At 39.4% G+C, this 26,636-nt stretch carries 21 protein-coding genes; 18 read left to right on the forward strand and 3 right to left on the reverse strand.

Going from position 1 to position 26,636, the window contains the following annotated elements; translation table 11 throughout:
• Nucleotides 1-125: 125 nt before the first annotated feature.
• Nucleotides 126-671 (forward strand): ribosome hibernation-promoting factor, HPF/YfiA family, encoded by a 546-nt coding sequence (gene hpf / locus ACE199_RS09430; protein ID WP_252282751.1) that lies wholly within the window; start codon nt 126-128, stop codon nt 669-671.
• 112 nt (nt 672-783) lie between these two features.
• Here hpf and ACE199_RS09435 read toward each other — a convergent pair whose 3' ends face one another.
• On the reverse strand, nt 784-1,281 hold the full coding sequence (locus ACE199_RS09435; RefSeq protein WP_375349532.1) for a L,D-transpeptidase family protein: 498 nt from the start codon (nt 1,279-1,281) through the stop codon (nt 784-786).
• 404 nt (nt 1,282-1,685) lie between these two features.
• Between ACE199_RS09435 and ACE199_RS09440 the strand changes: the two genes are divergently transcribed.
• Nucleotides 1,686-1,811, forward strand: coding sequence for an anti-repressor SinI family protein (locus tag ACE199_RS09440; protein ID WP_375349533.1), 126 nt, complete (start codon nt 1,686-1,688; stop codon nt 1,809-1,811).
• Nucleotides 1,812-1,885: 74 nt separating this feature from the next.
• On the opposite strand, the gene ACE199_RS09445 is transcribed toward ACE199_RS09440, so the two are convergent.
• Nucleotides 1,886-2,212: a helix-turn-helix domain-containing protein gene (locus ACE199_RS09445; protein ID WP_375349534.1), complete on the reverse strand. Its 327-nt coding sequence runs from the start codon at nt 2,210-2,212 to the stop codon at nt 1,886-1,888.
• Between the two features lie 288 nt (nt 2,213-2,500).
• Here ACE199_RS09445 and secA point away from each other — a divergent pair, with 288 nt between their 5' ends.
• From secA to ACE199_RS09495, 10 genes are all read left to right on the forward strand, one after another.
• Nucleotides 2,501-5,014 carry a preprotein translocase subunit SecA gene (secA, locus tag ACE199_RS09450; protein ID WP_375349535.1) on the forward strand — a complete coding sequence of 838 codons (2,514 nt, stop codon included), beginning with the start codon at nt 2,501-2,503 and terminating at the stop codon, nt 5,012-5,014.
• A 247-nt stretch (nt 5,015-5,261) separates the two neighbouring features.
• A protein-coding gene (prfB, locus tag ACE199_RS09455; RefSeq protein WP_375349536.1) for a peptide chain release factor 2 occupies nt 5,262-6,360 on the forward strand; the annotation gives its coding sequence in 2 pieces (ribosomal slippage) (nt 5,262-5,333 and nt 5,335-6,360; 1,098 coding nt in all).
• Between the two features lie 265 nt (nt 6,361-6,625).
• The gene (locus ACE199_RS09460; RefSeq protein WP_375349537.1) at nt 6,626-7,489 is read left to right on the forward strand and encodes a YitT family protein; all 864 of its coding nucleotides are present in this window, start codon (nt 6,626-6,628) and stop codon (nt 7,487-7,489) included.
• Nucleotides 7,490-7,539: 50 nt separating this feature from the next.
• Nucleotides 7,540-7,860, forward strand: a complete 321-nt coding sequence (cccB, locus tag ACE199_RS09465; RefSeq protein ID WP_375349538.1) for a cytochrome c551 — start codon at nt 7,540-7,542, stop codon at nt 7,858-7,860.
• Between the two features lie 207 nt (nt 7,861-8,067).
• Complete coding sequence (gene ftsE, locus ACE199_RS09470) at nt 8,068-8,754, forward strand: cell division ATP-binding protein FtsE (RefSeq protein ID WP_375349539.1); 687 nt, start codon at nt 8,068-8,070, stop codon at nt 8,752-8,754.
• Complete coding sequence (ftsX, locus tag ACE199_RS09475) at nt 8,744-9,637, forward strand: permease-like cell division protein FtsX (protein ID WP_375349540.1); 894 nt, start codon at nt 8,744-8,746, stop codon at nt 9,635-9,637. The genes ftsE and ftsX overlap by 11 nt, the downstream gene beginning before the upstream one ends.
• A gap of 61 nt (nt 9,638-9,698) precedes the next feature.
• Nucleotides 9,699-11,006, forward strand: a complete 1,308-nt coding sequence (locus ACE199_RS09480) for a murein hydrolase activator EnvC family protein (protein ID WP_375349541.1) — start codon at nt 9,699-9,701, stop codon at nt 11,004-11,006.
• Between the two features lie 169 nt (nt 11,007-11,175).
• Nucleotides 11,176-12,081 (forward strand): nuclease-related domain-containing protein, encoded by a 906-nt coding sequence (locus ACE199_RS09485; RefSeq protein WP_375349542.1) that lies wholly within the window; start codon nt 11,176-11,178, stop codon nt 12,079-12,081.
• A gap of 843 nt (nt 12,082-12,924) precedes the next feature.
• Entirely contained in the window at nt 12,925-14,370 is a 1,446-nt protein-coding gene (locus tag ACE199_RS09490) for a S41 family peptidase (RefSeq protein ID WP_375349543.1), read from the forward strand.
• A gap of 205 nt (nt 14,371-14,575) precedes the next feature.
• Nucleotides 14,576-15,763, forward strand: a complete 1,188-nt coding sequence (locus tag ACE199_RS09495; protein ID WP_375349544.1) for a PDZ domain-containing protein — start codon at nt 14,576-14,578, stop codon at nt 15,761-15,763.
• An 81-nt stretch (nt 15,764-15,844) separates the two neighbouring features.
• Here ACE199_RS09495 and ACE199_RS09500 read toward each other — a convergent pair whose 3' ends face one another.
• Nucleotides 15,845-17,506, reverse strand: coding sequence for an N-acetylmuramoyl-L-alanine amidase family protein (locus tag ACE199_RS09500; protein WP_375349545.1), 1,662 nt, complete (start codon nt 17,504-17,506; stop codon nt 15,845-15,847).
• A gap of 557 nt (nt 17,507-18,063) precedes the next feature.
• Here ACE199_RS09500 and ACE199_RS09505 point away from each other — a divergent pair.
• The 6 genes from ACE199_RS09505 to lgt all read left to right on the forward strand — a co-directional run bounded on the left by ACE199_RS09505 (nt 18,064) and on the right by lgt (nt 26,630).
• Nucleotides 18,064-18,297, forward strand: coding sequence for a CsbA family protein (locus ACE199_RS09505; protein ID WP_127762057.1), 234 nt, complete (start codon nt 18,064-18,066; stop codon nt 18,295-18,297).
• A gap of 202 nt (nt 18,298-18,499) precedes the next feature.
• Nucleotides 18,500-20,485, forward strand: coding sequence for an excinuclease ABC subunit UvrB (uvrB, locus tag ACE199_RS09510; RefSeq protein WP_375349546.1), 1,986 nt, complete (start codon nt 18,500-18,502; stop codon nt 20,483-20,485).
• Between the two features lie 7 nt (nt 20,486-20,492).
• Nucleotides 20,493-23,363 carry an excinuclease ABC subunit UvrA gene (gene uvrA / locus ACE199_RS09515; RefSeq protein ID WP_375349547.1) on the forward strand — a complete coding sequence of 957 codons (2,871 nt, stop codon included), beginning with the start codon at nt 20,493-20,495 and terminating at the stop codon, nt 23,361-23,363.
• Nucleotides 23,364-23,511: 148 nt separating this feature from the next.
• Nucleotides 23,512-24,618 carry a DUF4097 family beta strand repeat-containing protein gene (locus ACE199_RS09520; RefSeq protein WP_375349548.1) on the forward strand — a complete coding sequence of 369 codons (1,107 nt, stop codon included), beginning with the start codon at nt 23,512-23,514 and terminating at the stop codon, nt 24,616-24,618.
• A 244-nt stretch (nt 24,619-24,862) separates the two neighbouring features.
• Nucleotides 24,863-25,798, forward strand: coding sequence for an HPr(Ser) kinase/phosphatase (gene hprK / locus ACE199_RS09525; protein ID WP_375349549.1), 936 nt, complete (start codon nt 24,863-24,865; stop codon nt 25,796-25,798).
• Nucleotides 25,799-25,817: 19 nt separating this feature from the next.
• Nucleotides 25,818-26,630 carry a prolipoprotein diacylglyceryl transferase gene (lgt, locus tag ACE199_RS09530; RefSeq protein ID WP_375349550.1) on the forward strand — a complete coding sequence of 271 codons (813 nt, stop codon included), beginning with the start codon at nt 25,818-25,820 and terminating at the stop codon, nt 26,628-26,630.
• Nucleotides 26,631-26,636 lie beyond the last annotated feature (6 nt).

The raw sequence follows: 26,636 nt of genomic DNA on the forward strand, positions 1-26,636 counted from the left end.
TCTTTCTCACCGGTTCCGATTCATTTTCCACTCATTCGATGTAAATTTTTCTCGAATTTTAGAGGAATTTGGAAGCGGTCTATAGAATGTTAATGTATAGTCTTAATTTAAGGAGGACTCACTTTATGAATTACAACGTACGCGGTGAAAACATTGAGGTAACTCCAGCAATTCGAGAATACGTAGAGAAGAAAGTTGGCAAGCTAGAGCGTTATTTTAATAGCACTCCAGATGCTAATGTATCGGTCAATTTAAGAGTGAATCCAGATCATACATCTAAAGTAGAAGTGACAATTCCAATGTCGAATTTGGTTCTTCGGGCCGAAGAAGAAAATGCTGATATGTATGCAGCCATTGATTTAATTAATGATAAGCTTGAACGCCAAATTCGTAAACATAAAACAAAAGTAAACCGTAGATTCCGTTCAAATGGATCACCAGCAGAACTGTTTGCTGTAGGGCTTGAATCCAATGTTGCAACGGAAGAGGAAGAAATCGAAGTTGTACGTAACAAACGTTTTGACTTGAAACCAATGGACAGTGAAGAAGCGATTTTGCAAATGAATTTGCTAGGTCACAATTTCTTCGTTTATACAAACGCTGATACAAATGCAACAAATGTTGTGTATCGCCGTAAAGATGGCCGTTACGGATTAATCGAAACGAAATAAATAGAATCGACGAAAAAAGCCGCTGACATTCAGCGGTTTTTTTATGTCGTTTTCAAAAAGTCACAGCGACTTTTTGGGTTGTGGGTATTCTGTGTATAAATCTGTGGATAACTTAACTTTGAATCATCACTCTAGTTCCGTTTGGGATTTGTCTGGCTAGTTCGAGTACATCTTTGTTATGCATTCGAATGCACCCTTTTGATACGGCTTTTCCGATAGAGGAGGGATCATTGGTACCGTGAATGCCATAGCCTGCTTTGGACAAGGAAAGCCACATGACTCCATATGGGCCGCCTGGATTGGGCTCACGGTTCACAACGACAAATTGGCCGACTGGTGTTTGGGATAGCATTTTGCCAACTGCAATCGGGTAGGTCTTGATGAGTTGATTGTGGTGGAGCACTTGCAGTGTGCGTTTATTTTTTGACACAACTAGGTGAAAAGGAATCGTGTTGGGGTCTGGCAAGCCAGGGATAAGAATGCGTTGTCCCGGCATGATGAGATTCATATTTGTGATTTGCGGGTTAGCCGCCACTAGCTGGGCAAAAGGAACACGATAATCCCTGACGATGGACGCCAGCGTTTCACCATATTTTACGATATGGAACATAATCGGTCTTCCTTTCTTTTTTATCATAATATATTAAAGGGAATGCCTATTTGTGTAGAAAGTCCTTAATGTTTTGAAAATAGGAAAGAGGCGATTTTTCTCCCACGCTTAATGGGCAGTTTCCCTTTTATTGTATGAAATGAAGATGTTTCCTTTTTTTATTTATGATGAATGAGGCAGAATTTGTTAAAAAAATATGAATATTTGCAAAGAATGTCGATAAATAATTGGTAAATTTGTGAACAATTTAAATAAAATCCCTCGCTGAAAAAGAATGAATCTATTATAATAGGCTTATTCCACTATTAGTTTAGTGATTCAAAAGGTCTGATTGTTAAAATAAATATAGTTCGGTAGTTGTGTCCCTGTTTAACATACAAAAGTATTTTAGGAGGGTGTTGCAGATGAGGAACGAAGAGTTGGATCTGGAATGGGTGAAATTAATAATAGAAGCACGTAATCAAGGCATGACGAAAGAAGATATTCTCCTTTTTTTAAACAGTTATAAAGAACAAGAAGTTGTCGAATAAATAGACCCGGAAGCAAATCGAGTATGGAAATCAACGATTTATGCTCCGGGTTTTTTTATTTTTTATAAAATAAACTAGTCTTCTTTTTTGCTTTTCCACTGATTAAACTCAATGAATTCTCTAAATTGCTGTTTAGATACACCGGACCTCATCGCTTCTTCGACAATTTTGAGCCATTCGGAATCGAGGCTTTCTCTGTTCGGCTGATCAAAAAGGAGCGCATCAACGGGGACATCCAGAACGGCAGCGATTTTTTCGAGAAATTGAATAGAGGGATTCGTTTGTAAATTTCTTTCGAGCGAGCTTAAATAGGATTTCGCAACCCCCGCTTTTTCTGCCAGCTCAGTCATTGATATTTTCTTTTCTTGACGAAGTTTCTTTACTCGTGCACCGATTGTCATTTAACCACATCCTGAGACATTTTCTACTTTAGTTGTAAGTCTATCCATTCTTTCGTTGAATAGGTGCTTTAGCACTGTTGATGTTCATGTTTATAGCTATTTACTTTCCATTTTACAGGGTCCAGTTCGTTTAGCCAATGTTTTTGTGAGAAATATGGGAGTTCCTTGTTATAAGTGGTATGAAGTTGTACGAGTAGGGTAGAAGTGGTAAGATAAATGAGAATATTCTTTTTGATGATGAGTTTCTTCCTACTATATATATTTTTATAACAAGAGGAGCGTTATTGAATGCTTAATATATTAAATAAAGTATTTGATCCGAATAAGCGTGAAGTGAAGCGTTTAGAGAAAACGGCTGATCAAATTGAGGCGTTAGCCGATCAGATGGCAGCCCTAACGGATGAGCAGCTGCGCGGGAAAACGGATGAATTTAAAGAGCGTTACCAAAAGGGTGAAACAGTCGATGATTTGCTTGTTGAGGCCTTTGCTGCCATTCGTGAAGGTGCGAAGCGAGCTTTAGGCATGTTTCCTTTCCGCGTTCAGTTAATGGGGGGAGCGGCCCTTCATGATGGAAACATCTCTGAGATGAAGACAGGGGAAGGGAAAACGTTAACCTCCACATTGCCGGTCTACTTAAATGCGCTGACAGGGAAAGGTGTTCATGTTGTCACGGTCAATGAATACTTGGCAGAGCGTGATGCGACGGAAATGGGAAAGCTATTTGAATTTATGGGCTTAACGGTCGGTTTGAACTTAAATAGCCTGTCTAAAGAAGAGAAACGAGCTGCTTATCATGCAGATATTACGTATAGTACGAACAATGAATTAGGCTTTGATTATTTACGAGATAACATGGTTCTTTATAAGGAACAAATGGTACAGCGACCATTGCATTATGCGGTAATCGATGAGGTCGATTCGATTTTAATTGATGAAGCGCGAACACCGTTAATTATTTCAGGTTCGGCTCAGAAATCGACACAATTATATATTCAAGCCAATGCCTTTGTTCGAACGCTGCAACAGGACTTACATTACACATATGATGAAAAAACAAAAGGTGTTCAGTTAACGGAAGAAGGAATTAACCGTGCGGAAAAAGGATTTAATATTGATAACTTATTCGATATTAACCATGTAGCGCTGAATCACCATATTAATCAAGCGTTAAAAGCACATGCGTCGATGCATAATGATGTGGATTATGTCGTTCAAGACGGTGAAGTTGTGATCGTTGACCAATTCACAGGACGTTTAATGAAAGGGCGCCGTTATAGCGATGGACTTCACCAAGCGATTGAGGCGAAGGAAGGGCTGGAGATCCAAAATGAAAGCATGACGCTTGCGACGATTACATTCCAAAACTACTTCCGTATGTATGAAAAGCTATCAGGTATGACAGGTACAGCGAAAACGGAAGAAGAGGAATTCCGCAATATTTATAATATGAATGTTATTGCGATTCCAACGAATCGTGACGTCATTCGAGATGACCGCGCGGATTTAATTTATGCGTCGATGGATGGAAAGTTCCGAGCAGTTGTTGAAGATATCGCAGAACGTAATCAAAAAGGACAGCCTGTTCTTGTTGGTACGGTAGCGATTGAAACGTCTGAGATTATTTCGAAATATTTAGCGAAAAAAGGCATTCATCATGATGTGCTGAATGCGAAAAATCATGAGCGTGAAGCGGAAATTATTGCGAATGCAGGTAATCAAGGCGCGGTGACAATTGCCACGAATATGGCAGGACGCGGAACAGACATTAAGCTTGGTGAGGGCGTGAAGGAGCTTGGCGGTCTTGCGGTTATTGGTACGGAACGTCATGAAAGCCGCCGAATTGATAATCAGCTGCGTGGACGTTCTGGCCGTCAAGGAGATCCAGGTGTGACTCAATTTTATCTTTCTATGGAAGATGAATTGATGCGTCGTTTCGGCTCCGATAATATGAAAAATATGATGGCGCGTCTTGGTATGGATGATTCACAGCCGATTCAAAGTAAAATGGTTTCAAAAGCCGTTGAATCTGCGCAAAAAAGAGTAGAAGGAAATAACTTTGATGCACGTAAGCAATTATTGCAATATGATGATGTGTTACGTCAGCAACGCGAAATCATTTATAAGCAGCGTTTCGATGTGTTAGAAAGTGAAAATCTCCGTGAAATTGTTGAACAAATGATGGAGGCTTCTATTAAGCGAACTATCGCGTCATTTGCGCCAATGGGTGACGAGGAAGGCTTTAATACGTCAGGTTTAATCGATTATGTGAACGGCAACCTTTTAAATGAAGGTGTTGTAACGATTGATGATGTAAGTGACAAAGATGAAGAAGAGTTATTTGAGCTTATTTTTAACAAAGTAAAAGAGCGCTATAATGAAAAAGAAGAAGAGCTTTCTTCTGAGCAAATGCGTGAGTTTGAAAAAGTTATCGTGCTTCGTGCAGTAGATAGTAAATGGATGGACCACATTGATGCGATGGATCAATTGCGCCAAGGCATTCATTTGCGTGCTTATGGACAAAATGATCCGCTCCGTGAATATCAGCACGAAGGGTTTGCGATGTTTGAGAATATGGTTGCTGCGATGGAAGATGAAGTGGCAAAATATATTATGAAAGCAGAAATTCGCAATAACCTAGAGCGTAAAGAAGTGATGAAAGGGCAAGCGGTGAATCCGAAAGAGGAAGGCGGCGGCAAGGCAAAGAAGCAGCCAGCTCGTAAGCAGGATGAAGTAGGACGCAATACACCATGCCCGTGCGGTAGTGGAAAGAAATATAAAAACTGTCATGGCACTTTAGGCTAAGATAGATAGAAAAGGGGGAACGAATATCGGTTCCTCTTTTCATGTTTTGTTGTCTAGCTCCAGCGCCTAGCCCCTCGAGTCGCTTCAATCCAGCCGATGAAGTCAAAGAGCGACTTCACCTTCTGGCTCGCAAGCAGCTGTCGGGGCTGACCAAGGCGCTTGCGCTTTTCTCATGTTTTGTTTGCGTATAGAACATTTTTTGCATATAGTTTAGAAGGATGATTAACATATTTATGAGGTGAAAGAAATGGAATTAGCGGAAATTAGAAATACCCTTGAAAAAACAGCTCAGCGATTAGCGGACTTTAGGGGGTCTCTTTGACTTAGATGAAAAAGAGGCACGAATCGCACAGCTAGAAAATGAAATGACGCATCCTGATTTTTGGAATGATCAGCAGAAAGCGCAGACGGTTATCAATGAAGCGAATGCTTTGAAAGATTCTGTAAATCAGTTAACGGAAATGACAGAAACATATGAAAACCTTGATTTAACGTATGAGTTAGTGAAGGAAGAAAGCGATGAGGAATTACAGGCAGAGCTGGAAGAAGAGATTATTGCTCTTTCTCAAAAAATGAATGATTTTGAACTTCAGCTTTTATTAAGCGAAGAATATGATAAAAACAATGCTATTCTTGAATTGCATCCTGGTGCGGGTGGTACAGAGTCACAGGATTGGGGCTCTATGCTGCTTCGTATGTACACAAGATGGGCTGAGAAAAAAGGCTTTAAAGTAGAAACGTTAGATTATTTACCAGGTGATGAAGCAGGTATTAAGAGTGTCACATTGCTTATTAAAGGTCATAATGCCTATGGCTATTTAAAAGCAGAAAAAGGGGTACATCGTTTAGTTCGAATTTCTCCATTCGATTCATCAGGTCGTCGCCATACCTCTTTCGTTTCTTGTGAAGTAATGCCGGAATTCGATGAGAATATTGAAATTGAAGTTCGTACAGAGGATTTGAAAATTGATACGTACCGTGCAACAGGTGCTGGTGGTCAGCACATTAATACGACGGACTCAGCGGTGCGTATTACGCATATCCCAACGGGCGTTGTTGTGACGTGTCAATCAGAGCGTTCACAAATCAAAAACCGTGCTCAAGCGATGAACATGTTGAAAGCGAAGTTATACCAACGTGAATTAGAGCAGCAACAAGCTGAATTAGATGAAATTCGTGGAGAACAAAAGGAAATTGGCTGGGGAAGCCAAATTCGTTCTTACGTCTTCCATCCATATTCAATGGTTAAAGACCACCGTACGTCAACGGAAACAGGAAATGTTCAAGCGGTTATGGACGGAGAACTTGACTTGTTTATTGATTCTTACTTACGTTCAAAATTATAATTTTTGTGAAGAGTGTCCAATTTGGATGCTCTTTTTTTATTTGGCGAGATTAGGCTTTGAATTGGTGAGATTATCTTTAAAATTGGCGAGATTTTTGGCTGAATTGGCGAAATTATTGTAAGGGCACCAAGGCAGGCTTACTCTTTAACGCTTTATCACGCTGTCATTTACCGAGAGGAGAGCGGATGTTATACTACTTTCGGTCAAATACTAACTCATAATGAAAATTATAGATAAAGGTTGGTCGTATAAGGAGGAATTTGTTGTGAGAAAGCGACGTCGAGAGCCGCAGCATCCGGTCATCGAAAAGGTTTTAGAATACATATTTATTTTAATTGGTTCGGCGTTAATTGCGCTTGCTTTTAATGTATTTTTGTTACCAAATCAAATTGCATCGGGTGGAGTTAGTGGGATTAGTACCATTTTTGCAGCGACGTTTGGGTTTGAGCCCGCGTATGTGCAATGGGCGTTCAATATCCCGTTGTTTATTGCTGGATTAATTTTTTTAGGGATGCAATTTGGTGTGAAAACACTGATTGGTACGCTTTTTTTGCCGTTTATTGTGTTTATGACACGAAGCTGGGAGCCGTGGACGAACGATGCTTTGCTTGGTTCTATTTGTGGGGGAATTCTTGTGGGCGTCGGTTTAGGTATTGTTTTTCTTGGCAAGGCTTCGACAGGAGGAACGGACTTAGCGGCGCAAATTATTCATAAATACACGCATTTATCGTTAGGTATGTGTGTCGCCATCATTGATGGACTTATTGTATTAAGTGCAGCGATAGTGTTCGATATTGAGAAAGGTCTGTATGCATTAATTAGTTTATATGCAACGAGTAAGACGATTGATCTTGTGCAAATTGGCTTTAATCGTTCTAAACTTGCGCTTATTATTACGAATAGAGAGCCTGAAGTGAGGAAGGCTATATTACATGAGTTAGATCGGGGTGTCACGAGACTATCTGGTCAAGGTGGATATACCGATGATACACGTCCGATTTTAATGTGTGTGGTGGATCAGTCCGAATTCACAAAACTGAAACAATTGGTCAAACTAGTTGATGCTAAAGCGTTTGTCATTGTAACGGATGCTTCGGAAGTACTTGGCGAGGGTTTTAAACGTGTATAAAGTTGCTATAATAGGATTTGGGTAAAATATACTCAGGAGGGGGATTATTCATGAAAAAGAAAATACTCGCTTTATTAATGGGAACATCACTCGTACTAGCTGCTTGCGGCGGCGGGAATGATGAGGGCGCTGAAACAACAGATACAGCAGGTGCCGGGGATGCTGCTAAGTTGTATGAAAATAAATGCTCTGCTTGTCATGGGGGTGATTTAGTAAGCGGTTCAGCTCCGGACTTAGATAAAATTGGTTCTAGATTGTCACAAGAAGATGTTGAGAAAGTGATTCTAGAAGGGCAAGGAGCTATGCCTAAAGGCTTATTAGATGAAAATGACGCAGCTAAAGTAGCGGAATGGTTAGCGGAGAAAAAGTAAGAATAACGATTATTTTAAAAAATAGTTCAAAAGCACCTGTTTAAGGTGCTTTTTTCATGTTCCAAATGAAATTAAATTGTAATATATTTATTCTTAAATTGTCAAAGTTTGATGTTATAATGGTGTCTGTGAGTAAAAAGAAGGTAGTTTCTTGTTGATTTTTGTCGAAGGAAGATAGAATTTAAAAACTAATTAGGTGGTTTTTATATGATAGAAATGAAAGATGTGTCTAAGACATATCCCAATGGCGTAGTAGCTGCCAATGGAATTAATGTGAAAATTGCAAAAGGTGAGTTTGTTTATGTAGTCGGTCCAAGTGGAGCCGGTAAATCAACATTTATTAAAATGATGTACCGCGAAGAGAAGCCTTCAAAAGGGAATATTATCGTTAATGGGATTAGCCTTCCAAGTATTCGCAACTCGAAAGTCCCTCTATTTCGCCGTAATATCGGCATGGTATTCCAAGATTTTAAATTGTTAGAGAAGTATACGGTTTACGAGAATGTAGCTTTCGCCATGGAAGTAATCGAAACGGATCCTGCAGAAATTAAACCAAGAGTAATGGAAGTATTGGACCTTGTTGGACTGAAGCATAAGGCCAGAATGAAGCCAACCGAACTTTCAGGTGGAGAACAGCAGCGTGTTGCGATTGCCCGTTCGATTGTTAATGATCCTAAAGTGGTTATTGCCGATGAACCGACAGGAAATCTAGATCCGGAAACATCATGGGATATTATGAACATATTTGAAGAGATTAATCGACGTGGCACGACGCTCGTCATGGCGACGCATAATAAAGACATCGTGAACAATATCAAACATCGCGTTATTGCGATTGAAGGCGGCCGTATTGTTCGAGATGAGCAGCGAGGAGAGTACGGATATGAGAATTAGTACGTTAGGTCGTCATTTCCGTGAAAGCTTTAAAAACATTGCGCGTAATGGCTGGATGACCTTTGCATCGATTAGTGCTGTAACGGTCACGTTGTTATTAGTCGGTGTTTTCTTAGTGATTATGATGAATTTAAACCATATTGCGGACAATGTGCAGAATGATGTTGAAATTAAAGCGTTTTTGGACAATGCAGCGGACGATGCTGATCGAGTTTCGGTTGAAAAGGATTTGAAACAGATTTCTGGTGTAGATACGGTTGTGTTTTCTCCAAGGGATAAAGAGTTAGATAATTTAATTGATGATCTCGGTGACAACGGTGATGTGTTTAAACCGTTTGAACAAGATAACCCGCTTCGTGATGCGTATATTATTAAAACGAAAACGCCAGAAGATGTAATTAAAGTCGCGAAAAAAATTGAAAAAATTGAGCTCGTTCAAAGCGTGAACTATGGTCAAGGTTTTGTAGAAAATTTATTTAGTTTTGTAGATATTGCTCGAAATATAGGGCTTGTATTAATTGCTGGATTGCTATTCACAGCTATGTTCTTAATCTCTAATACCATTAAGATTACGATCGTTGCGAGAAGTAAAGAAATTGAGATTATGAGACTCGTAGGAGCAACGAATTCATTTATTCGTTGGCCGTTCTTCCTTGAAGGATTATGGTTAGGTGTTTTCGGTTCTATTGTACCGATAGCGTTAATTTCCATTTTTTATTCTCAATTATATACATGGGCTATGCCGCAATTTACGATTAAATATTTAGAAATGCTGCCGACTGGTACATTTATTCTCCAAGTGTCTACGGCTTTACTGTTACTCGGAGCAATAATTGGTATGTGGGGAAGCTTAATGTCTGTTAGAAAGTTTTTGAAAGTATAAGCAAATGATTAACCTTCTCCTTGAAGCTCAGATTTTTGGAGAAGAAAGGAGAATGTAAGAAATGAAGAAGAAAATGATAGCATTGAACGCCGCTCTTGTACTGGGAGTAAGCAGTATATTTACAGCTCCAGCAGCTTATGCTGAATCTCTTTCGGATTTAAACGAAAAGAAAGAGAGTATTCAAGAGAAGAGTTCTGATATAAAGGTAGATATTAAGGATACGGAAGCAGAAATTGATAAATTGGAAGCTCAGCAGCTCACCGTTGAAGAACAGCTGGAAGAGCTTGCGAAAAGTCTAGAAGAAACAGCTAGTAAAATTGAGCAAAAAAATAATCAAATTGCTGAAACGAAAGCAGAAATCGAAGCGTTAAAAGCAGAGATTATAGTGTTGAAAGATCGAATTGCAAAACGAAATGAAGTATTGAAAGACCGAGCTGTTTCTTTCCAAGAATCAGGCGGCGATGTGAATTATTTAGAAGTAATCTTTGGTTCATCTAGCTTTAGTGACTTCCTTGATCGTGTGAATGCAGTAGCCACAATTGCTGAAGCGGACCGCGATATTTTAGTACAACATGAGCAGGATAAAAAAGAGTTAGAAACAAAGCAAAAAGCAGTAGAAGACAAATTAGCCAGTTTAGAAGCGATGAAGGCTGAGTTAGTAAAATTGGAAGAGAAGCAAAAGAAACAAAAGCAGCAAAAAGAAGCGCTTCAGAAAAAACTGAAGCACAAACATGAAGAAGCAGAAGAGTATAAAGTAGGTCTTGAGGAAGAAGCAGCGAACCTTGCTGCACAGGAATCGGCGATTAAAAAGGCGATTGAACTAGAAAATTCGCGTTTAGCAGAAGCAGAATCGGCTCGTAAAAAAGCAGCAGCAGAAGCGAAGCAGCAAGCAAGTAGTTCGTCAGCAGCATCATCGCCATCATCTTCGTCTTCATCTTCATCATCAGCTGTAAAAGAGGCTCCTGTTTCATCAGGCAGTTTCACGCGACCATCTGCAGGTGTTGTCACATCTCAAATGGGACCGCGCTGGAATAAACAGCATGCTGGAATTGATATTGCTGCAAGTGGAACAGTTTCAGTTGTTGCAGCCGCAGATGGGGTCGTGAGCCGTTCCTATTACTCAGATTCTTATGGAAATGTTATCTTTATTTCTCATTCGATTGGCGGCCAGTTATATACGACGGTTTATGCGCATCTAAACTCTCGTCAAGCAAGTGCTGGACAAGTTGTATCAAAGGGTCAACAAATTGGTATTATGGGGAATACGGGGCATTCTTACGGACAGCATTTACACTTTGAGGTACATAAAGGACCATGGAATGTTTCGAAATCCAATGCCGTTAATCCATTAAACTATGTTTCTTATTAATTGATAAAAAACGGGGCTGTCTCATAAGCTCCTAAAATAAAGCAGGTGGAGGGTTTTCCTCCACCTGCTTTTGTATTTTTTCCGTTAGTTCTTTTTTAAACTTATGACTTTTAACAAAATATTCATTAAAATAAATGTAGAATTCCAAAACCAAGAAAGGATGTGGGTTATGGCGTATAAATCTCGTACTAAATCATCTCAATTACTAATTCTGAAGTCGTTAAATATTCGTATGAATCTTTCTGACGATGAAAAGCAGCAATATTTCAACCTTGAAAAGGGCTATGAAGGGGAGATGTTTTTTGATACATTGACAGAAAAGCTGCAATGTGAATGCTTGATATTAAATGATCTGCTGCTCAAAATGAATAGCACCATATTTCAAATTGATTCACTTATTATTACGTCAGAAGCCATTTACTTTTACGAAGTGAAAAATTATGAAGGGGATTATTATTATGACTCTGACAGAATATATAAGAAATCCAAATTTGAAATTATTAATCCAATCAACCAATTGAGTAGAAGCGAATCTTTGTTACGTCAGTTACTCCACAATCTTGGATTTAATCTGCCTATTAATGCTTCAGTTGTTTTTATCAATCCGGAATTTACCCTATACCAATCACCTCTCAACAAGCCATTTATTTTCCCAACACAGGTTAATCGTTATTTAAACAAACTAAATAAGATATCTTTAAAACTAAATGAAAAGCACAAAATGCTAGCCGACAAATTAGTTAAGTTGCATATTGAAGATTCTCCTTTTCAACAGTTACCATCTTATGATTATGATCAGTTACGAAAGGGAATGACATGTGTAAAGTGCGATTCATTTGCTATTTCTATTGAGGGACACAAATGTATTTGTAAAGGATGTGGCCATAAAGAATTGGCTGAAACAACTATAATGCAAAGTGTGAAGGAATTTAAGCTTCTTTTTCCTAATCAAAAAATTACTACAAATCTAATCTATGATTGGTGTAAAGTAGTGAAGTCTAAAAAGAGGATACGGAGGATTCTAGAGAAAAACTATAAAAAAGTGGGAGTTCATCAATGGTCCTTTTATCAATAAAAGTAGAATGATAATTATCTACTTTCTAAATTAAAACTTTATTGGGGGGCTATTCTTTAATGTCCCCCTGGATAATGTCCTTCGTGATCTGGATGAAGGGCTTTTTGTGTGTGGGAATGCAGGATGATGTACTTCAAAGCTCGGATGAAGGCCATTTCGCGTATTGAAATGCAGGGAAAAGTCCTTCATGACGCAGATGAAGGCCATTTGGTGTGTGAGAAGGCAGGAAAAAGGCCTTCATAACGCAGATGAAGGCCATTTGGCGTGTGGGAATGCAGGAAAAAGTCCTTCATGCCCCGGATGAAGGCCATTTGGTGTGTGAGAAGGCAGGAAAAAGGCCTTCATAACGCAGATGAAGGCCATTTGGCGTGTGGGAATGCGGGAAAAAGGCCTTCATAACGCAGATGAAGGCCATTTGGCGTGTGGGAATGCAGGAAAAAGTCCTTCATAACCCGGATGAAGGCCATTTGGAGTGTGGGAAGGTGGGGAAAAGGCCTTCATAACGCAGATGAAGGCCATTTGGCGTGTGGGAATGCGGGAAAAAGGTCTTCATAACGCAGATGAAGGCCATTTGGCGTGTGGGAATGCGGGAAAAAGGCCTTCATAACGCAGATGAAGGCCATTTGGCGTGTGGGAATGCGGGAAAAAGGCCTTCATCCCCCGGCTTGAAGGCCTTTTTGTCCACCTAAACGGAGAGGCTGTCCCGAAATTCATTCTTCATGATTCGCCTTTTTTAATAGATAGGTAATCAGCTTCAGAGCTTTCGCTTTTCTAAATATCATCATATTTCTCTTAATTTACTCATATAGTGAAGTACATTACAGAGTAGAAAAGGTGAATAGGATGACTAAAAAATGGGTATTTCCGTTAGTAATTGTCGTCTCGCTATTGATGGGGTTTTCTGGTGGTTTATATTGGACAAGTTTTCAAAAGGATAGCGGGCAGCAGAGCAAGCAAATGGGAAATGAAGTAGAGGAATGGGATAAAATCGAACAAGCTTATCACTTAATTTTGAATCAATATGTGGAGAAAGTAGAGAGTGATCAATTAATTGAAGGTGCGATTCAAGGGATGGTTTCCACCTTAAAGGATCCGTATTCCGTTTATATGAACAAAGAAATGTCCCAACAATTCAATGAAACGCTCGATTCATCCTTTGAGGGGATTGGTACAGAAATTGGAATGGAAGAGGGGAAAATTATTATTGTCTCTCCTTATAAAGATTCCCCAGCCGAAAAAGCAGGCTTAAAGCCAAAAGATGAAATTGTAAAAGTAGATGGAGAAAGCGTAGAAGGGCTAGATTTATATGAAACTCGTTTGAAGATTCGTGGAGAAAAAGGCACCGTTGTGAAGCTTGAGGTTAAACGTGAGGGGATTAATAAACCAATTGAATTTAGTATTGAACGGGCAGAAATTCCGCTGGATACGGTTTTTTCTTCTATAAAAGAAGAAGCAGGCAAGAAAGTCGGTTATATTGAATTAACGACCTTCTCGGAAAATACGGCAAAGGATTTTAAAGAGCAATTGAGCAAGTTAGAGCAAGCAGGGATGGAAGGACTTGTCATTGATGTACGGGGTAATCCAGGTGGCTTGCTTTCTAGTGTTCAGGCCATTTTAGAACAATTTATTACAAAAGAAAAGCCTTTCCTGCAAATTGCGGAGCGATCTGGAAACACAGAATCTTTTTACACCAAGCTAACAAAGGAAAAGAGTTATCCGATTGTCGTATTAACGGATGGAGGAAGTGCTTCAGCATCGGAAATTTTAGCAGGAGCTCTCAAAGAGGCTGGTGGCTATCCGCTGGTTGGACAGAAAACATTTGGTAAGGGAACGGTTCAGCAAGCAGTGAAGATGGGAGATGGCAGCAATCTTAAACTGACACTATACAAATGGTTAACACCAGAAGGAAACTGGATTCACAAAAAAGGAATTGAGCCGACCATTCAAGTACAGCAGCCTCGCTTTTTCAATGTCCATCCTTTAACGGTTGAAAAAACATTGGAACGAGATATGACAGATGAACAAATTCAATATGCTCAAGCGATGTTAAAAGGGCTGGGCTTTGAAACAGGACGAGAAGACGGCTATTTTGATGTACAAACAGAAGTGGCCATTAAAGCCTTTCAGAAAGTGAAAAAATTGAACGTAACTGGAAAGCTTGACCGCGAAACCGCCTCAAAGCTAGAAGCGAGTATTTTGGAAAAGATTCAAGATGAAAAGAATGATGTGCAGCTAAGAACGGCGATTAAATATGTAGTCAGTCCATCGTTTAGCCGAACTAACGAGTAGCTACTATGTCATGTATCTAAAGGCTTTGAAAGGTAATACAACTTTTGACTCAGGTGTGCGTGACCACGGTCTCGCACGCCTTTTAACAGTGTTTTATTATCTAAAAAAGAGATCCTTCATCTAATCTTTTAATTAATGAATCCGACCCTCCACCGGCTACTGTATTTTTGGTAGAATAGGAGATAGCAAAGGTGGTGGAGATTTAATGACAGACTGGCTGATTGCGTGCTTAGTTGGATTAGGAGAACTCTTTTTAAATCCATTGTTTTATTTGTCTCTGATATTATGCTGGTGGATTGGATCTCAACGTGTGAAGCAAGAACGGCGCAATTTTAATACGAAAATTTTGGATAGCTCTCATGAATGGCAAGGCTTGTTGCCGCAAGGGCTTCTATGGGGTCTGATTCTTTCGATTATTACGCTTGGGACAGGGCTGACCATTCCGATAGCAGCTATGATTATTCTAACAGCTGTTACGCTAGTACTGGCGTTGACGTTCCAGTTCCGTTTCTTATCACCAGCTTACACGCTTTCGTTGACATTCTTTATCGTATTTTTCATTTATCAACAAAACGTGCAGCTTCCGGTATGGAATGAGTATTTTGAACAGCTAGAGAAGGCTATCTATCCAACATTGGCTATTTTGCTTGGGCTTTTGTTGATTGCTGAAGGATTTATCATTCAGCGAAATGGTGCCAAAATTATGACACCGCAGTTCACTGTTTCTAAGCGGGGACAAACAATTGGATTATATGCATCACGCAGAATTTGGTTGCTTCCGATGTTTGTTTTTATTCCCGGCGGGGAACTTGCTGCACCGTTTACGTGGTATCCAATCTTTTCGATTGGTGAAGCACAGATTGCGCCAATTGTACTTCCAGTCATCATTGGTTTTACCCAGAACGTGCAAGGAACGATTCCAGAACAAGCGGTCAAGGCTCATGGAAAACAAGTTGTCTCTTTAGGTTCCTTTATGACAGTACTTGCACTTCTAAGCTATTGGTATCCAGTGCTCGCGATTGTGACGGCAATCCTTGCGTTAGCAGGGCGTGAACTAATCTATTATCTACAGAAAACGGCTGATGACAAACGTCCATTTTACTTCTCGCAAAGTGCAAAGGGCGTCAAGATTCTTGGAGTTATCCCGAACACTCCAGCGGACAAAATGGGTCTTGAAAAAGGAGAAATAATCTCCAAAATTAATGGTGTTGTCGTGAAAACAGAAGCACAGCTCTACCAAGCTCTGCAAAAGAATCGGGCTCACTGTAAGCTTGAAGTGATTGGGAACAATGGAGAGATGCGTCTTGTACAACGAGCGTTATTTGAAGGAGAGCATTATGAACTTGGGTTGTTGTTTGTGGAAAGTCAGCTGAAGGACCTTCAAGTAATGTGACAGTAATGAATATTTTAACGAAAAGGTTGAAACCCTTAATGAAAAAAGCTTTGGACGACATTGACTCGTCCAAAGCTTTTTTTAAAATAAATCAAAGTATGCTTTTAGTCCATTTGTGATTCCAGTAGCGGCATCATTTTGAAATTCAGTTGTTGAAATAATCTCTTCTTCATCTGGATTAGAAATGAATCCTAGTTCTACTAAAAGCGATGCGCCGTCATTTGTACGTACGACTTGGAAGTTTCCTGTTTTTGAACCGCGATTTTTTAAACCTGTACTTTTAATTAATTCTTTTTGAACGATTTCAGCTAATTCTTTTTCATTCATGTACGTCGTCCAATAGAACGTATCAATGCCGTTGGCTGTTTTATCGGCACTTGAGTTATAGTGAATGCTAATGAATACATCTGCATTATTCTTTTTACTAATTTGTACTCGTTCTGATAGCGTTGGGTAGGTATCTCCCGTTCTTGTCATCACGACTTTAGCTCCAGCTGCTTCTAGTCTTGCTTGGACCTTTTTCGCAGTAGCGAGCGTTAGATCTTTTTCCCTATGCTCACTTCCAAGAGCACCAGGGTCTTGAGCTCCATGGCCTGGATCAAGCACGATAACTTTGTTCTTTAATCCTTTTGTCCACTTTTTATTAGATACATAGGCAAGAGAAACCCAACCGGTTACATTATTAGAAGTAACGACTTTCCCCCAGTCTCCACTTGTTTGTTTTAATGTTAAAGCATCCCCGCGAGAAGCTGTTTCTAAAATGGCAGATGAGGAGCTTGCTGATTGACGAACGTTTAACGTTTCCGATATAACATAGCGCATAGTGCTATTTGAAACCGTCTCAGCACTTGCTGTGACTTTTGGTTTTGTTGTAGATAAGTATTTCATCGAAACCCAACCGGTTACGCCGGAAGCCGTTTTAATTTTTGCCCAATCACCTGATTTTGAATAGTAAGTGACAGCTGCTCCTTTTTTAATGGCTGTAAGCACTTTAGCTGAAGTATTGCCAGCTGCTCTAACATTTAATGAATTCGCCGTCACGTAATACGTTTTTGTTACGGCAGGCTTTGTTTTCGATAAGTATGTAAGCGAAGCCCATCCTATCGTTCCTGAGCTCGTTTTTACTTTTGCCCAGTTACCAGACTTTGAGTAGTAGGTAACAGCATCGCCCTTTTTAATAGTTTTTAAGATTTTTGCCTTAGTAGTGCTGGATTGACGAATATTTAATGTATTAGAAGTCACATAATATGTAGTTGTAGAGGCTGTTGTAGCTGCTGCTTTTGTGCTGGAAATATTCTTTTTTGTAACCCAGCCTGTCTTTTTATTCGATGATACATAGACTTGAAGCCAGCTGCCTTTAGTCGCTTTAATTTGCACAGAGGTACCTTTTTTTAAGGTAGCTAAAGATGTGCTGTTAGAGCTGTTCGATTTGTATAGTTTTAATGTAGTAGAGGTTACATAGCCTATTTCATTTATGTATGTAGTAGAAATCCAGCCCGTTTTTGAGCCATATTTAATTTGAGACCAGCTGCTTTGTTGTTTCGTAATCGTTACAATCTTCCCTTTTTTCAGCGTACCGATTTTTTTGGAACTAGTCGATGCTTTTTCGCGAACATTGAGAGTGTTTGCAGTAACGATGCCTTCCTTACTCGCTGCAGAAACGAGATGGCTTTCGATGGAAGAAGAGAAGGTGGCAAAAAATACAAAGGTAGCTACGAGTATTGTCATTACTTTACTTTTCATAAAGCTTTCCTCCTATGATTTTTGATGGGTTAATACAAGGTTTTTTATACATTTGATAGTCTGGTTTTTACCCTTTTTACTATAAAAATAGAAAATTATTTCAGTCATTATAGTACATTATACGACAGTGGAATGGTAGTTATTTCAATGTGTTTGTGTCAAATTAGGAAATTATGAGTATTAATTTGTATAAAATAGGTATTTTAATAGAGTTTGTTGCAATGATGTGAAGGAGGGAGCATTTTGACTACTAATGAGGAAAAAATCAAAACCGAGCGGAAGACATATTGACAAATAGATGAGGACATCCTATGAAAAATAATTAGAGTGTTTGATTAAGAAGAGAAAGCAAATTTCTATTTCACGGGGCTTTGCTTTTTTTACGAGTTTTTGTTAATCAACAGTGTTTTACCACAGAGGCTTTACTTAATAAGTGTATCTTTTATGATTAAACGTTATAATGAATTCATTTAGGAAGCTATTTGTAAAGATTGTCAAAGAGAATGACTTTCACTAAACTAAGAAATAATGCCCTTTATGATAAGGAGATGGACAATATGATTACGAAATTTCTTGCTGCGCTTTTTTTGCCTTGTCTTCTTGTAATGTTATTTACAAGGGTTACGTATAACCATGTTGTAGGATTAGTTTTAACGGTGGCATTAATTGCAGCATCGGCATATAAAGGCTATACGCATACATGGCCTCTCATTGTGATCGATGCGTTTTCGTTAACGCTAGGTTTTTATTTATCATCGAAAATGATGAAGAGAACATCGAAAAGCGCCTGAGCAGGTGCTTTTTTAGTTAGGTTAATAGTGTTCACTTTTGGAAAAAATGAGCCAGACATTGTGTTATTAACCATATTGTTTAACAAAGCCTTATTTTTTTAAAAAAATAGGAATAAACGTTCGCTTTTGTTGGTTTGTAGATGGTCAGTTGTGGTAGAATGTGTATATATGAGATAAAACGGTTACGTAGGAGGCAATGTTAGTGAAGGATGTTTTTGAGTTAGTCTCTAAATATTCTCCTCAAGGAGATCAGCCTGCAGCGATTCAAAAGATTGTGGAGGGCATTAATGAGGGCAAAAGGTATCAAACATTGCTTGGTGCAACGGGAACAGGGAAGACGTTTACGGTATCTAATGTCATTAAAGAAGTGAATAAACCGACACTTGTGATTGCTCATAATAAAACATTAGCAGGGCAGCTTTATAGTGAGTTTAAAGAGTTTTTCCCGAATAATGCTGTTGAATATTTTGTTAGTTACTATGATTATTATCAGCCAGAAGCGTATGTGCCTTCGACAGATACATTTATTGAAAAAGATGCGAGTATTAACGACGAGATTGATAAATTGCGGCATTCGGCGACATCATCATTGTTTGAACGGGACGATGTCATTATTATTGCGAGTGTTTCTTGTATTTATGGTTTAGGTTCTCCTGAAGAGTATCGCGAAATGGTCGTATCATTGCGCACAGGAATGGAAATTGATCGAAATGCATTGCTCCATAAGCTTGTCGATATTCAGTATGAACGAAATGATATTCAGTTCACAAGGGGAACGTTTAGGGTACGAGGCGATGTTGTTGAGATTTTTCCGGCTTCACGTGACGAACAGTGTGTTCGAGTGGAGTTTTTTGGTGACGAAATTGATCGAATTCGAGAAGTAGACGCATTAACGGGAGAAATTACAGGGGAACGAGAGCACATCGCTATTTTTCCAGCGTCTCACTTCGTTACTCGTGAAGAAAAGATGCGCATAGCGATTGAGAATATCGAGAAAGAATTAGAAGAGCGTTTGAAGGAGTTACGCGACAATGATCAGCTGCTTGAAGCACAGCGCCTAGAGCAGAGAACGCGCTACGACTTGGAAATGATGAGGGAAATGGGCTTCTGTTCCGGGATTGAGAATTATTCACGTCATTTAACCCTTCGTCCGGCAGGAGCAACACCTTATACGTTATTGGATTATTTTCCAAAGGATTTTCTGCTTGTTGTCGATGAATCACATGTGACATTGCCGCAAGTTCGCGGGATGTTTAATGGGGACCAAGCGCGTAAGCAAGTGTTAGTGGATCATGGATTTCGTTTGCCATCAGCGAAGGACAATCGACCTTTACGTTTTGAAGAGTTTGAAGAGAAAGTGAGTCAGGCTGTTTTTGTTTCAGCGACGCCGGGGCCATTCGAATTGGAGCATACGCCAGAGATGGTCGAACAAATTATTCGTCCTACCGGTCTGCTTGACCCGCTTATTGATGTACGACCAATTGAAGGTCAGATTGATGACTTGATTGATGAAATCCAAGAGCGAATTCGGAAGAATGAACGTGTCTTAATTACAACCTTAACGAAAAAAATGTCCGAAGACTTAACCGATTATTTAAAAGAAATCGGCATTAAAGTGCAATATTTACATTCAGAAGTGAAAACGTTAGAACGGATTGAGATTATTCGTGAGCTTCGTATGGGTAAATATGATGTGCTAGTCGGGATTAACTTGCTTCGAGAAGGTTTGGACATTCCAGAGGTGTCGTTAGTAGCCATATTAGATGCCGATAAAGAAGGCTTCCTTCGTTCAGAGCGGTCGCTCATTCAAACGATTGGGCGAGCAGCACGAAATGCAAACGGGCATGTAATTATGTACGCCGATCGTATGACAAATTCAATGGAGCTAGCCATCGAAGAGACAAAACGTCGTCGTGAAATTCAAGAACGTTATAATGAAGAACACGGAATTGTTCCGCAAACGATTCAAAAAGAAATTCGTGATGTCATTCGCGCAACGCATGTAGCAGAAGAATCAGAAACCTATCAAGAACAATCTGCACCAAACTATGCAAAATTATCGAAGAAAGAGCGCGAAAAAGTGATGCAGCAATTAGAATTAGATATGAAAGAAGCGGCTAAGGCGTTAGACTTTGAACGAGCAGCCGAACTTCGTGATTTATTATTAGAGTTAAAAGCGGAAGGATGACGAGAGTATGGCAATGGATAAGATTGTAATAAAAGGTGCCAGAGCCAATAATTTAAAAAATATTGATGTGACGATTCCAAGAGATCAACTAGTGGTTATTACAGGATTATCAGGGTCTGGTAAGTCGTCCTTAGCTTTTGATACGATTTATGCAGAAGGACAAAGACGTTATGTAGAGTCTCTTTCCGCTTATGCACGCCAGTTTTTAGGGCAAATGGATAAGCCGGATGTCGATTCAATCGAAGGGTTATCACCAGCTATTTCCATTGATCAAAAAACCACCAGTCGAAATCCCCGGTCAACAGTCGGAACAGTAACAGAAATCTATGACTATTTACGACTGTTGTTTGCTAGAGTAGGGCGGCCTACTTGTCCGACTCATCACATTGAAATTAGTTCACAAACAATTGAACAAATGGTCGATCGGATTTTAGAATATCCGGAGCGGACAAAGCTTCAAGTGTTAGCGCCCATCGTTTCTGGACGAAAAGGGATGCACACGAAGCTATTAGAAGATATAAAAAAACAAGGCTATGTTCGCGTGAGAATTGATGGAGACATGTATGATTTAAGCGAGGACATTAGTCTTGAAAAAAATAAAAAGCATTCCATTGAAGTGATTGTTGACCGAATTGTCATTAAAGAGGACATTGCGTCGCGTTTAGCCGATTCGCTTGAAAGTGCGCTTAAATTAGGTGAGGGAAAAGTCATCATTGATGTGATCGGAGAGGAAGAATTACTGTTTAGTGAGCATCATGCTTGCCCGCATTGTGGTTTTTCGATTGAAGAGCTGGAACCGCGTATGTTTTCATTTAACAGTCCATTTGGGGCGTGTCCTGATTGTGATGGCTTAGGAGCTACATTAGAAGTGGACCGTGAATTAGTCATTCCAAATCCAGAGCTAACTCTGCGTCAACATGCTATTGCGCCTTGGGAGCCAACGAGCTCGCAATATTATCCGCAATTGCTTGAAGCGGTTGCTAAACATTACAATATCGATTTAGATACTCCGGTCAAAGATATATCAGAAGAACAAATGGAAAAGGTATTAATGGGTTCAGGTTCAGACAAAATCTATTTCCGCTATGAAAATGATTACGGTCGAATGCAAGAAGGGCATATTCAGTTCGAAGGTGTATTGAAAAATATTGCCCGTCGTCATAAGGAAACGAACTCCGATTATATTCGTGAACAAATGGAAAAATACATGTCCACACGTGCTTGCTCAAGCTGTAAAGGAAATCGATTGAAGAAAGAAAGCTTGGCCGTCCTTATTCAAGGAAAACATATTAGTGACACAACTTCATTATCCATTGAAGAGTCACTTGAATTTTTTGAGCACTTACAACTTACGGAAAAAGAAGCAGCGATTGCGAAATTAATTTTACGTGAAATTCGAGAACGACTCACTTTCTTAGCGAATGTTGGATTAGATTACTTAACGTTAAGTCGAGCGGCTGGTACATTATCCGGCGGAGAAGCACAGCGAATTCGTTTAGCGACACAAATTGGTTCGCGTCTAACAGGTGTACTGTATATTTTGGATGAACCGTCGATTGGTTTACATCAACGAGATAATGATCGGTTGATTGCAACGCTAAGAAATATGAAGGAAATTGGAAATACATTGATTGTTGTCGAGCATGATGAAGATACGATGCTTGCTGCCGATTATTTAATTGATGTCGGTCCTGGAGCAGGTACTCATGGTGGGCAAATTGTTTCATCTGGTAAACCGGAAGAAGTTATGAAAGACGAAAATTCCTTAACCGGTCAATATTTATCAGGGAAGAAATTTATTCCGCTTCCTTTAGAACGTCGTAAAAGTGATGGACGTTTTATTGAGGTAAAAGGTGCGAAGGAAAATAATTTAAAAAACGTCAATGTAAAGATTCCACTTGGGATGTTTGTAGCGGTAACAGGCGTATCTGGCTCCGGAAAAAGTACGTTAGTAAATGAAATTGTTCATAAAGAGTTAGCGCAAAAATTAAATCGCTCCAAAGTGAAACCTGGTGCATTCCGAGAATTAAAGGGAATCGAACAGTTGGATAAAGTCATCGATATTGATCAATCACCAATCGGTCGAACGCCAAGATCGAATCCAGCCACTTATACAGGTGTATTTGATGATGTTCGTGATGTGTTTGCGGCAACGAACGAAGCAAAAATTCGAGGGTATAAAAAAGGGCGCTTTAGTTTTAATGTAAAAGGTGGTCGCTGTGAAGCATGTCGTGGCGATGGAATTATTAAAATTGAAATGCACTTTTTACCGGATGTGTATGTACCTTGTGAAGTGTGTCATGGGAAACGGTATAATCGTGAAACACTTGAAGTGCGTTATAAGGGAAAAAATATTTCCGATATTTTAAATATGACAGTAGAAGATGCACTTGTCTTTTTTGAAAATATCCCGAAAATTAAACGGAAAATACAAACGCTTTATGATGTAGGGTTAGGTTATCTCAAGCTTGGTCAGCCAGCGACTACTTTATCTGGAGGGGAAGCACAGCGAGTGAAATTAGCATCGGAACTTCACCGTCGTTCAACAGGACGCTCTTTCTATATATTAGATGAGCCAACGACAGGTCTTCATGTAGATGATATTGCCCGTCTTCTTATTGTGCTCCAACGCTTAGTGGAAAATGGTGATACAGTTTTAGTCATCGAGCATAATTTAGATATTATTAAGGCGGCTGATTATTTAATTGATTTAGGCCCTGAAGGCGGCGATAAAGGCGGAACGATTGTCGGCTATGGAACGCCGGAAGAAATTTGCCAAATTCCTGAATCGTATACAGGGAAATATTTGCAGCCTATACTTACAAGAGATCGAAGTCGAATGGAAAAGAGAATTGAGGAAAGAGAGCAATTTGTGTAAAAAGGCAGGCCATTTTGGCTTGCTTTTTTTGTGGAATTTTTATTCAATATCGATTATTTCCGAGGAAATCGTCGAATGGAAGAAACATGAAACCTTTTAACCATCTGGGCGTATGTATAGAGTATAAAGCAGAAAGTGGGGAGTAGCGATGCAGGAAGAAAAGAAAAGAATTCTTCAACTCGTTCAAGATGGCAAAATCACTGCGGAAGAAGCGTTAACTATTTTAGAGGCATTAGATAAAGCAGGGAAAGAAAGTGAACAGAAAGAGCAAGTGTTGAAAAATGAATTGTCAACAGAAGTAATTGAGGCGAAGAAGCAATATCAAGATGACGCTCATGATACATTTAAGAAAAATATTCAATCATCGAAAGAGAAAATTTTTGAATTTGTTGAAAGTGCTTTTCAAAAAATTAAAGATACAGATTTAGATTTTAATTTTGGGAAATCATTTACTGTTTCTCATATTTTTCAGCATGATGAAAAGATCATTGAAGATTTAGATGTGGATATCGCAAATGGAAAAATAAAAATGATTGCTTGGGATCACCATGATGTGCGTGTAGAGTGTGAAGCAAAGGTGTACCGCGTGGATGACCAGGATCAAGCGCGTGAAGCCTTCTTAAATGAAGTGATATTTGCCATTGAAGATGGAACGCTGAAATTTTACTTACAAGAAAAGGGCATTAAAGCAGATGTACTCATTTATGTCCCGCAAAAAGAATATAAGCAGCTTAGGATTAGGATGTTTAATGGAGGAGTAGCCGCAGAATCCTTAGCTGCAGAAGAAGTCAAAGTCAAATCAGCGAATGGATCGATTTCCATGGATAGCGTCAGAGGAGAGAATTGTGAATTAGAAACAGGAAATGGCACGATTACGATTCAAGCGTCTCACTTTGATAAAGTTGAAGCTGAAACGTTGAATGGGGCGATTGAAGCTGGAGGACACTTTAAAAAGGTGGATGTACAGACCTTTAACGGGCAAATTATTTGTCGGAATGACAATGAAGAAAGTGATTCTTTATACGCTAAGTCGATTACAGGGAAGATTCAGCTATCTGTAGCGTCTGGAGCGGCGGTATCAGGGGAGTTGAAATCGAATTTAGGTGGTTTTAATGTCAACCTAGAAGGAATCAAAATCGTAGAAGAAAAGAGCGATGTAATTCAAAAAGTGTTAAAGTTTCAGACGGTGTACGATCAAACGCCGGTTTTGCATATTTTTGCAGATACGAAGACCGGTGCAATCTCAGTTTCATAATGATAATAAGGAGGCTTGTCGAATTCGGCAAGCCTCCTTATTATGGAAGGCTGTGTTAAATAATATGGTTGATTAAGTGAGCTAAAAATCCACAACGTTCTATAACAAAGCCATATAAAAAAATCACATCGATTTAGAAAATATTTGCTTATAAAAACGCATTGTTTGGATATTACGGGAAAAATGCTAAAATGGAATGAGCATTGAGTCAAAAAATTTTACTCCAAAAAGGAGGGCAGCCTAGATGGCTAAAGTTCGTATAAAAGATGTAATCGATGCGTTTAACCTTGAGCTTGTTAGTGGTGAAGAAGGAGTTAACCGACCGATTTTGACAAGCGACTTATCTCGTCCGGGACTTGAGATTGCGGGTTTTTTTGATTATTATCCAGCTGAGCGTCTCCAATTATTAGGGCGGACAGAAGTGTCTTTTTTTACACGACTTAATGAAGCGGAGCGTAAACATCGTATGAAAGAGCTTTGTCGTGACTCGACACCAGGGATTATTATTACGCGTGGTCAGATTGTGCCGGAAGAATTAATCGAGGCTTCTGAACGAGAATCGGTTCCAGTTATGCTGTCAAATATGAAAACAACACGGCTGTACAGTCGCTTAACAAACTTCTTGGAAAGCAGGTTAGCTCCAACAACAGCTGTGCATGGTGTGTTAGTAGACATTTATGGTGTGGGTGTTCTTATTACAGGTAAAAGTGGTGTTGGTAAAAGTGAGACAGCACTTGAATTAGTGAAGCGGGGACATCGCCTAGTGGCGGATGACTGTGTAGAGATTCGGCAAGAAGATCAAGATACGCTTGTTGGAAATGCACCAGAACTCATTGAGCATTTGCTTGAAATCCGTGGATTAGGCATTATTAATGTGATGACACTGTTTGGAGCAGGAGCTGTTCGCAGTAATAAAAAAATCTCGATTGTTATTCACCTAGAGCTCTGGGAGAAAAACAAGCAATATGACCGAGTTGGGTTAGATGAAGAAACCATGAAAATTATTGATACAGAAATTACAAAATTAACAGTACCTGTTCGACCTGGTCGAAATTTATCGGTCATTATTGAAGTGGCAGCGATGAATTATCGCTTAAAACGAATGGGAGTAAATGCTGCTGAGCAGTTTTCTGATCGTTTGAATCATGCAATTGCAGAAGCAGATCATGATGATTTTTAAGTAGAAAAGAGGGACATAAATGGAACAAGATATTCAACCGATTGGCCGTGTGGCGCTTGATTTAGGTGTGCTTCAAATTAATTGGTATGGCCTTATTATCGGAATTGGTGTGTTACTTGGCCTTGTGCTTGCTATTCGGGAAGCAGAGCGGAGAGGGTTACATAAAGAATTATTTGTTGATTTGATTTTATTTGCGGTGCCCATTGCCATCATTTGTGCACGTATCTACTATGTCATTTTCCAATGGGATTACTATTCGCAGTATCCAGGTGAGATTATTAAAATATGGAATGGTGGTATTGCGATTCATGGTGCGTTAATTGGTTCCGTGTTAACAGCGGTTGTTTTTGCGAAGGTTAAAAAAGTTTCTTTTTGGAAAATTGCTGATATTGCAGCACCGAGTTTATTACTTGGTCAGGCAATTGGCCGATGGGGAAATTTCATTAACCAAGAGGCACATGGCGGAGAGGTCACAAGAGCTTTTTTAGAAAATCTGCATTTGCCACAATTTATTATTAATCAAATGTATATTAATGGTGCTTATTATCATCCAACCTTCTTATATGAGTCATTGTGGAATTTACTTGGCGTAGTGATTCTTTTATTGCTAAGAAAAGTAAATTTACGCCGTGGTGAAATTTTCTTAGCCTATTTATTCTGGTACTCAGTCGGTCGTTTCTTTATCGAAGGATTGCGTACGGATAGTTTAATGCTAACGGAATCGCTTCGAATGGCACAGATTCTTTCATTAACTATTATTGTTGTAGCGGTTGCTTTATTCGTATATCGTCGATTTAGCGGGATGGCGAAGCAGCGATATTTAGATGCTTAGGATGAA

This window comes from Peribacillus sp. Hz7, from assembly GCF_042136355.1.
Taxonomy (GTDB): Bacteria; Bacillota; Bacilli; order Bacillales; family DSM-1321; genus Peribacillus; species Peribacillus asahii_A.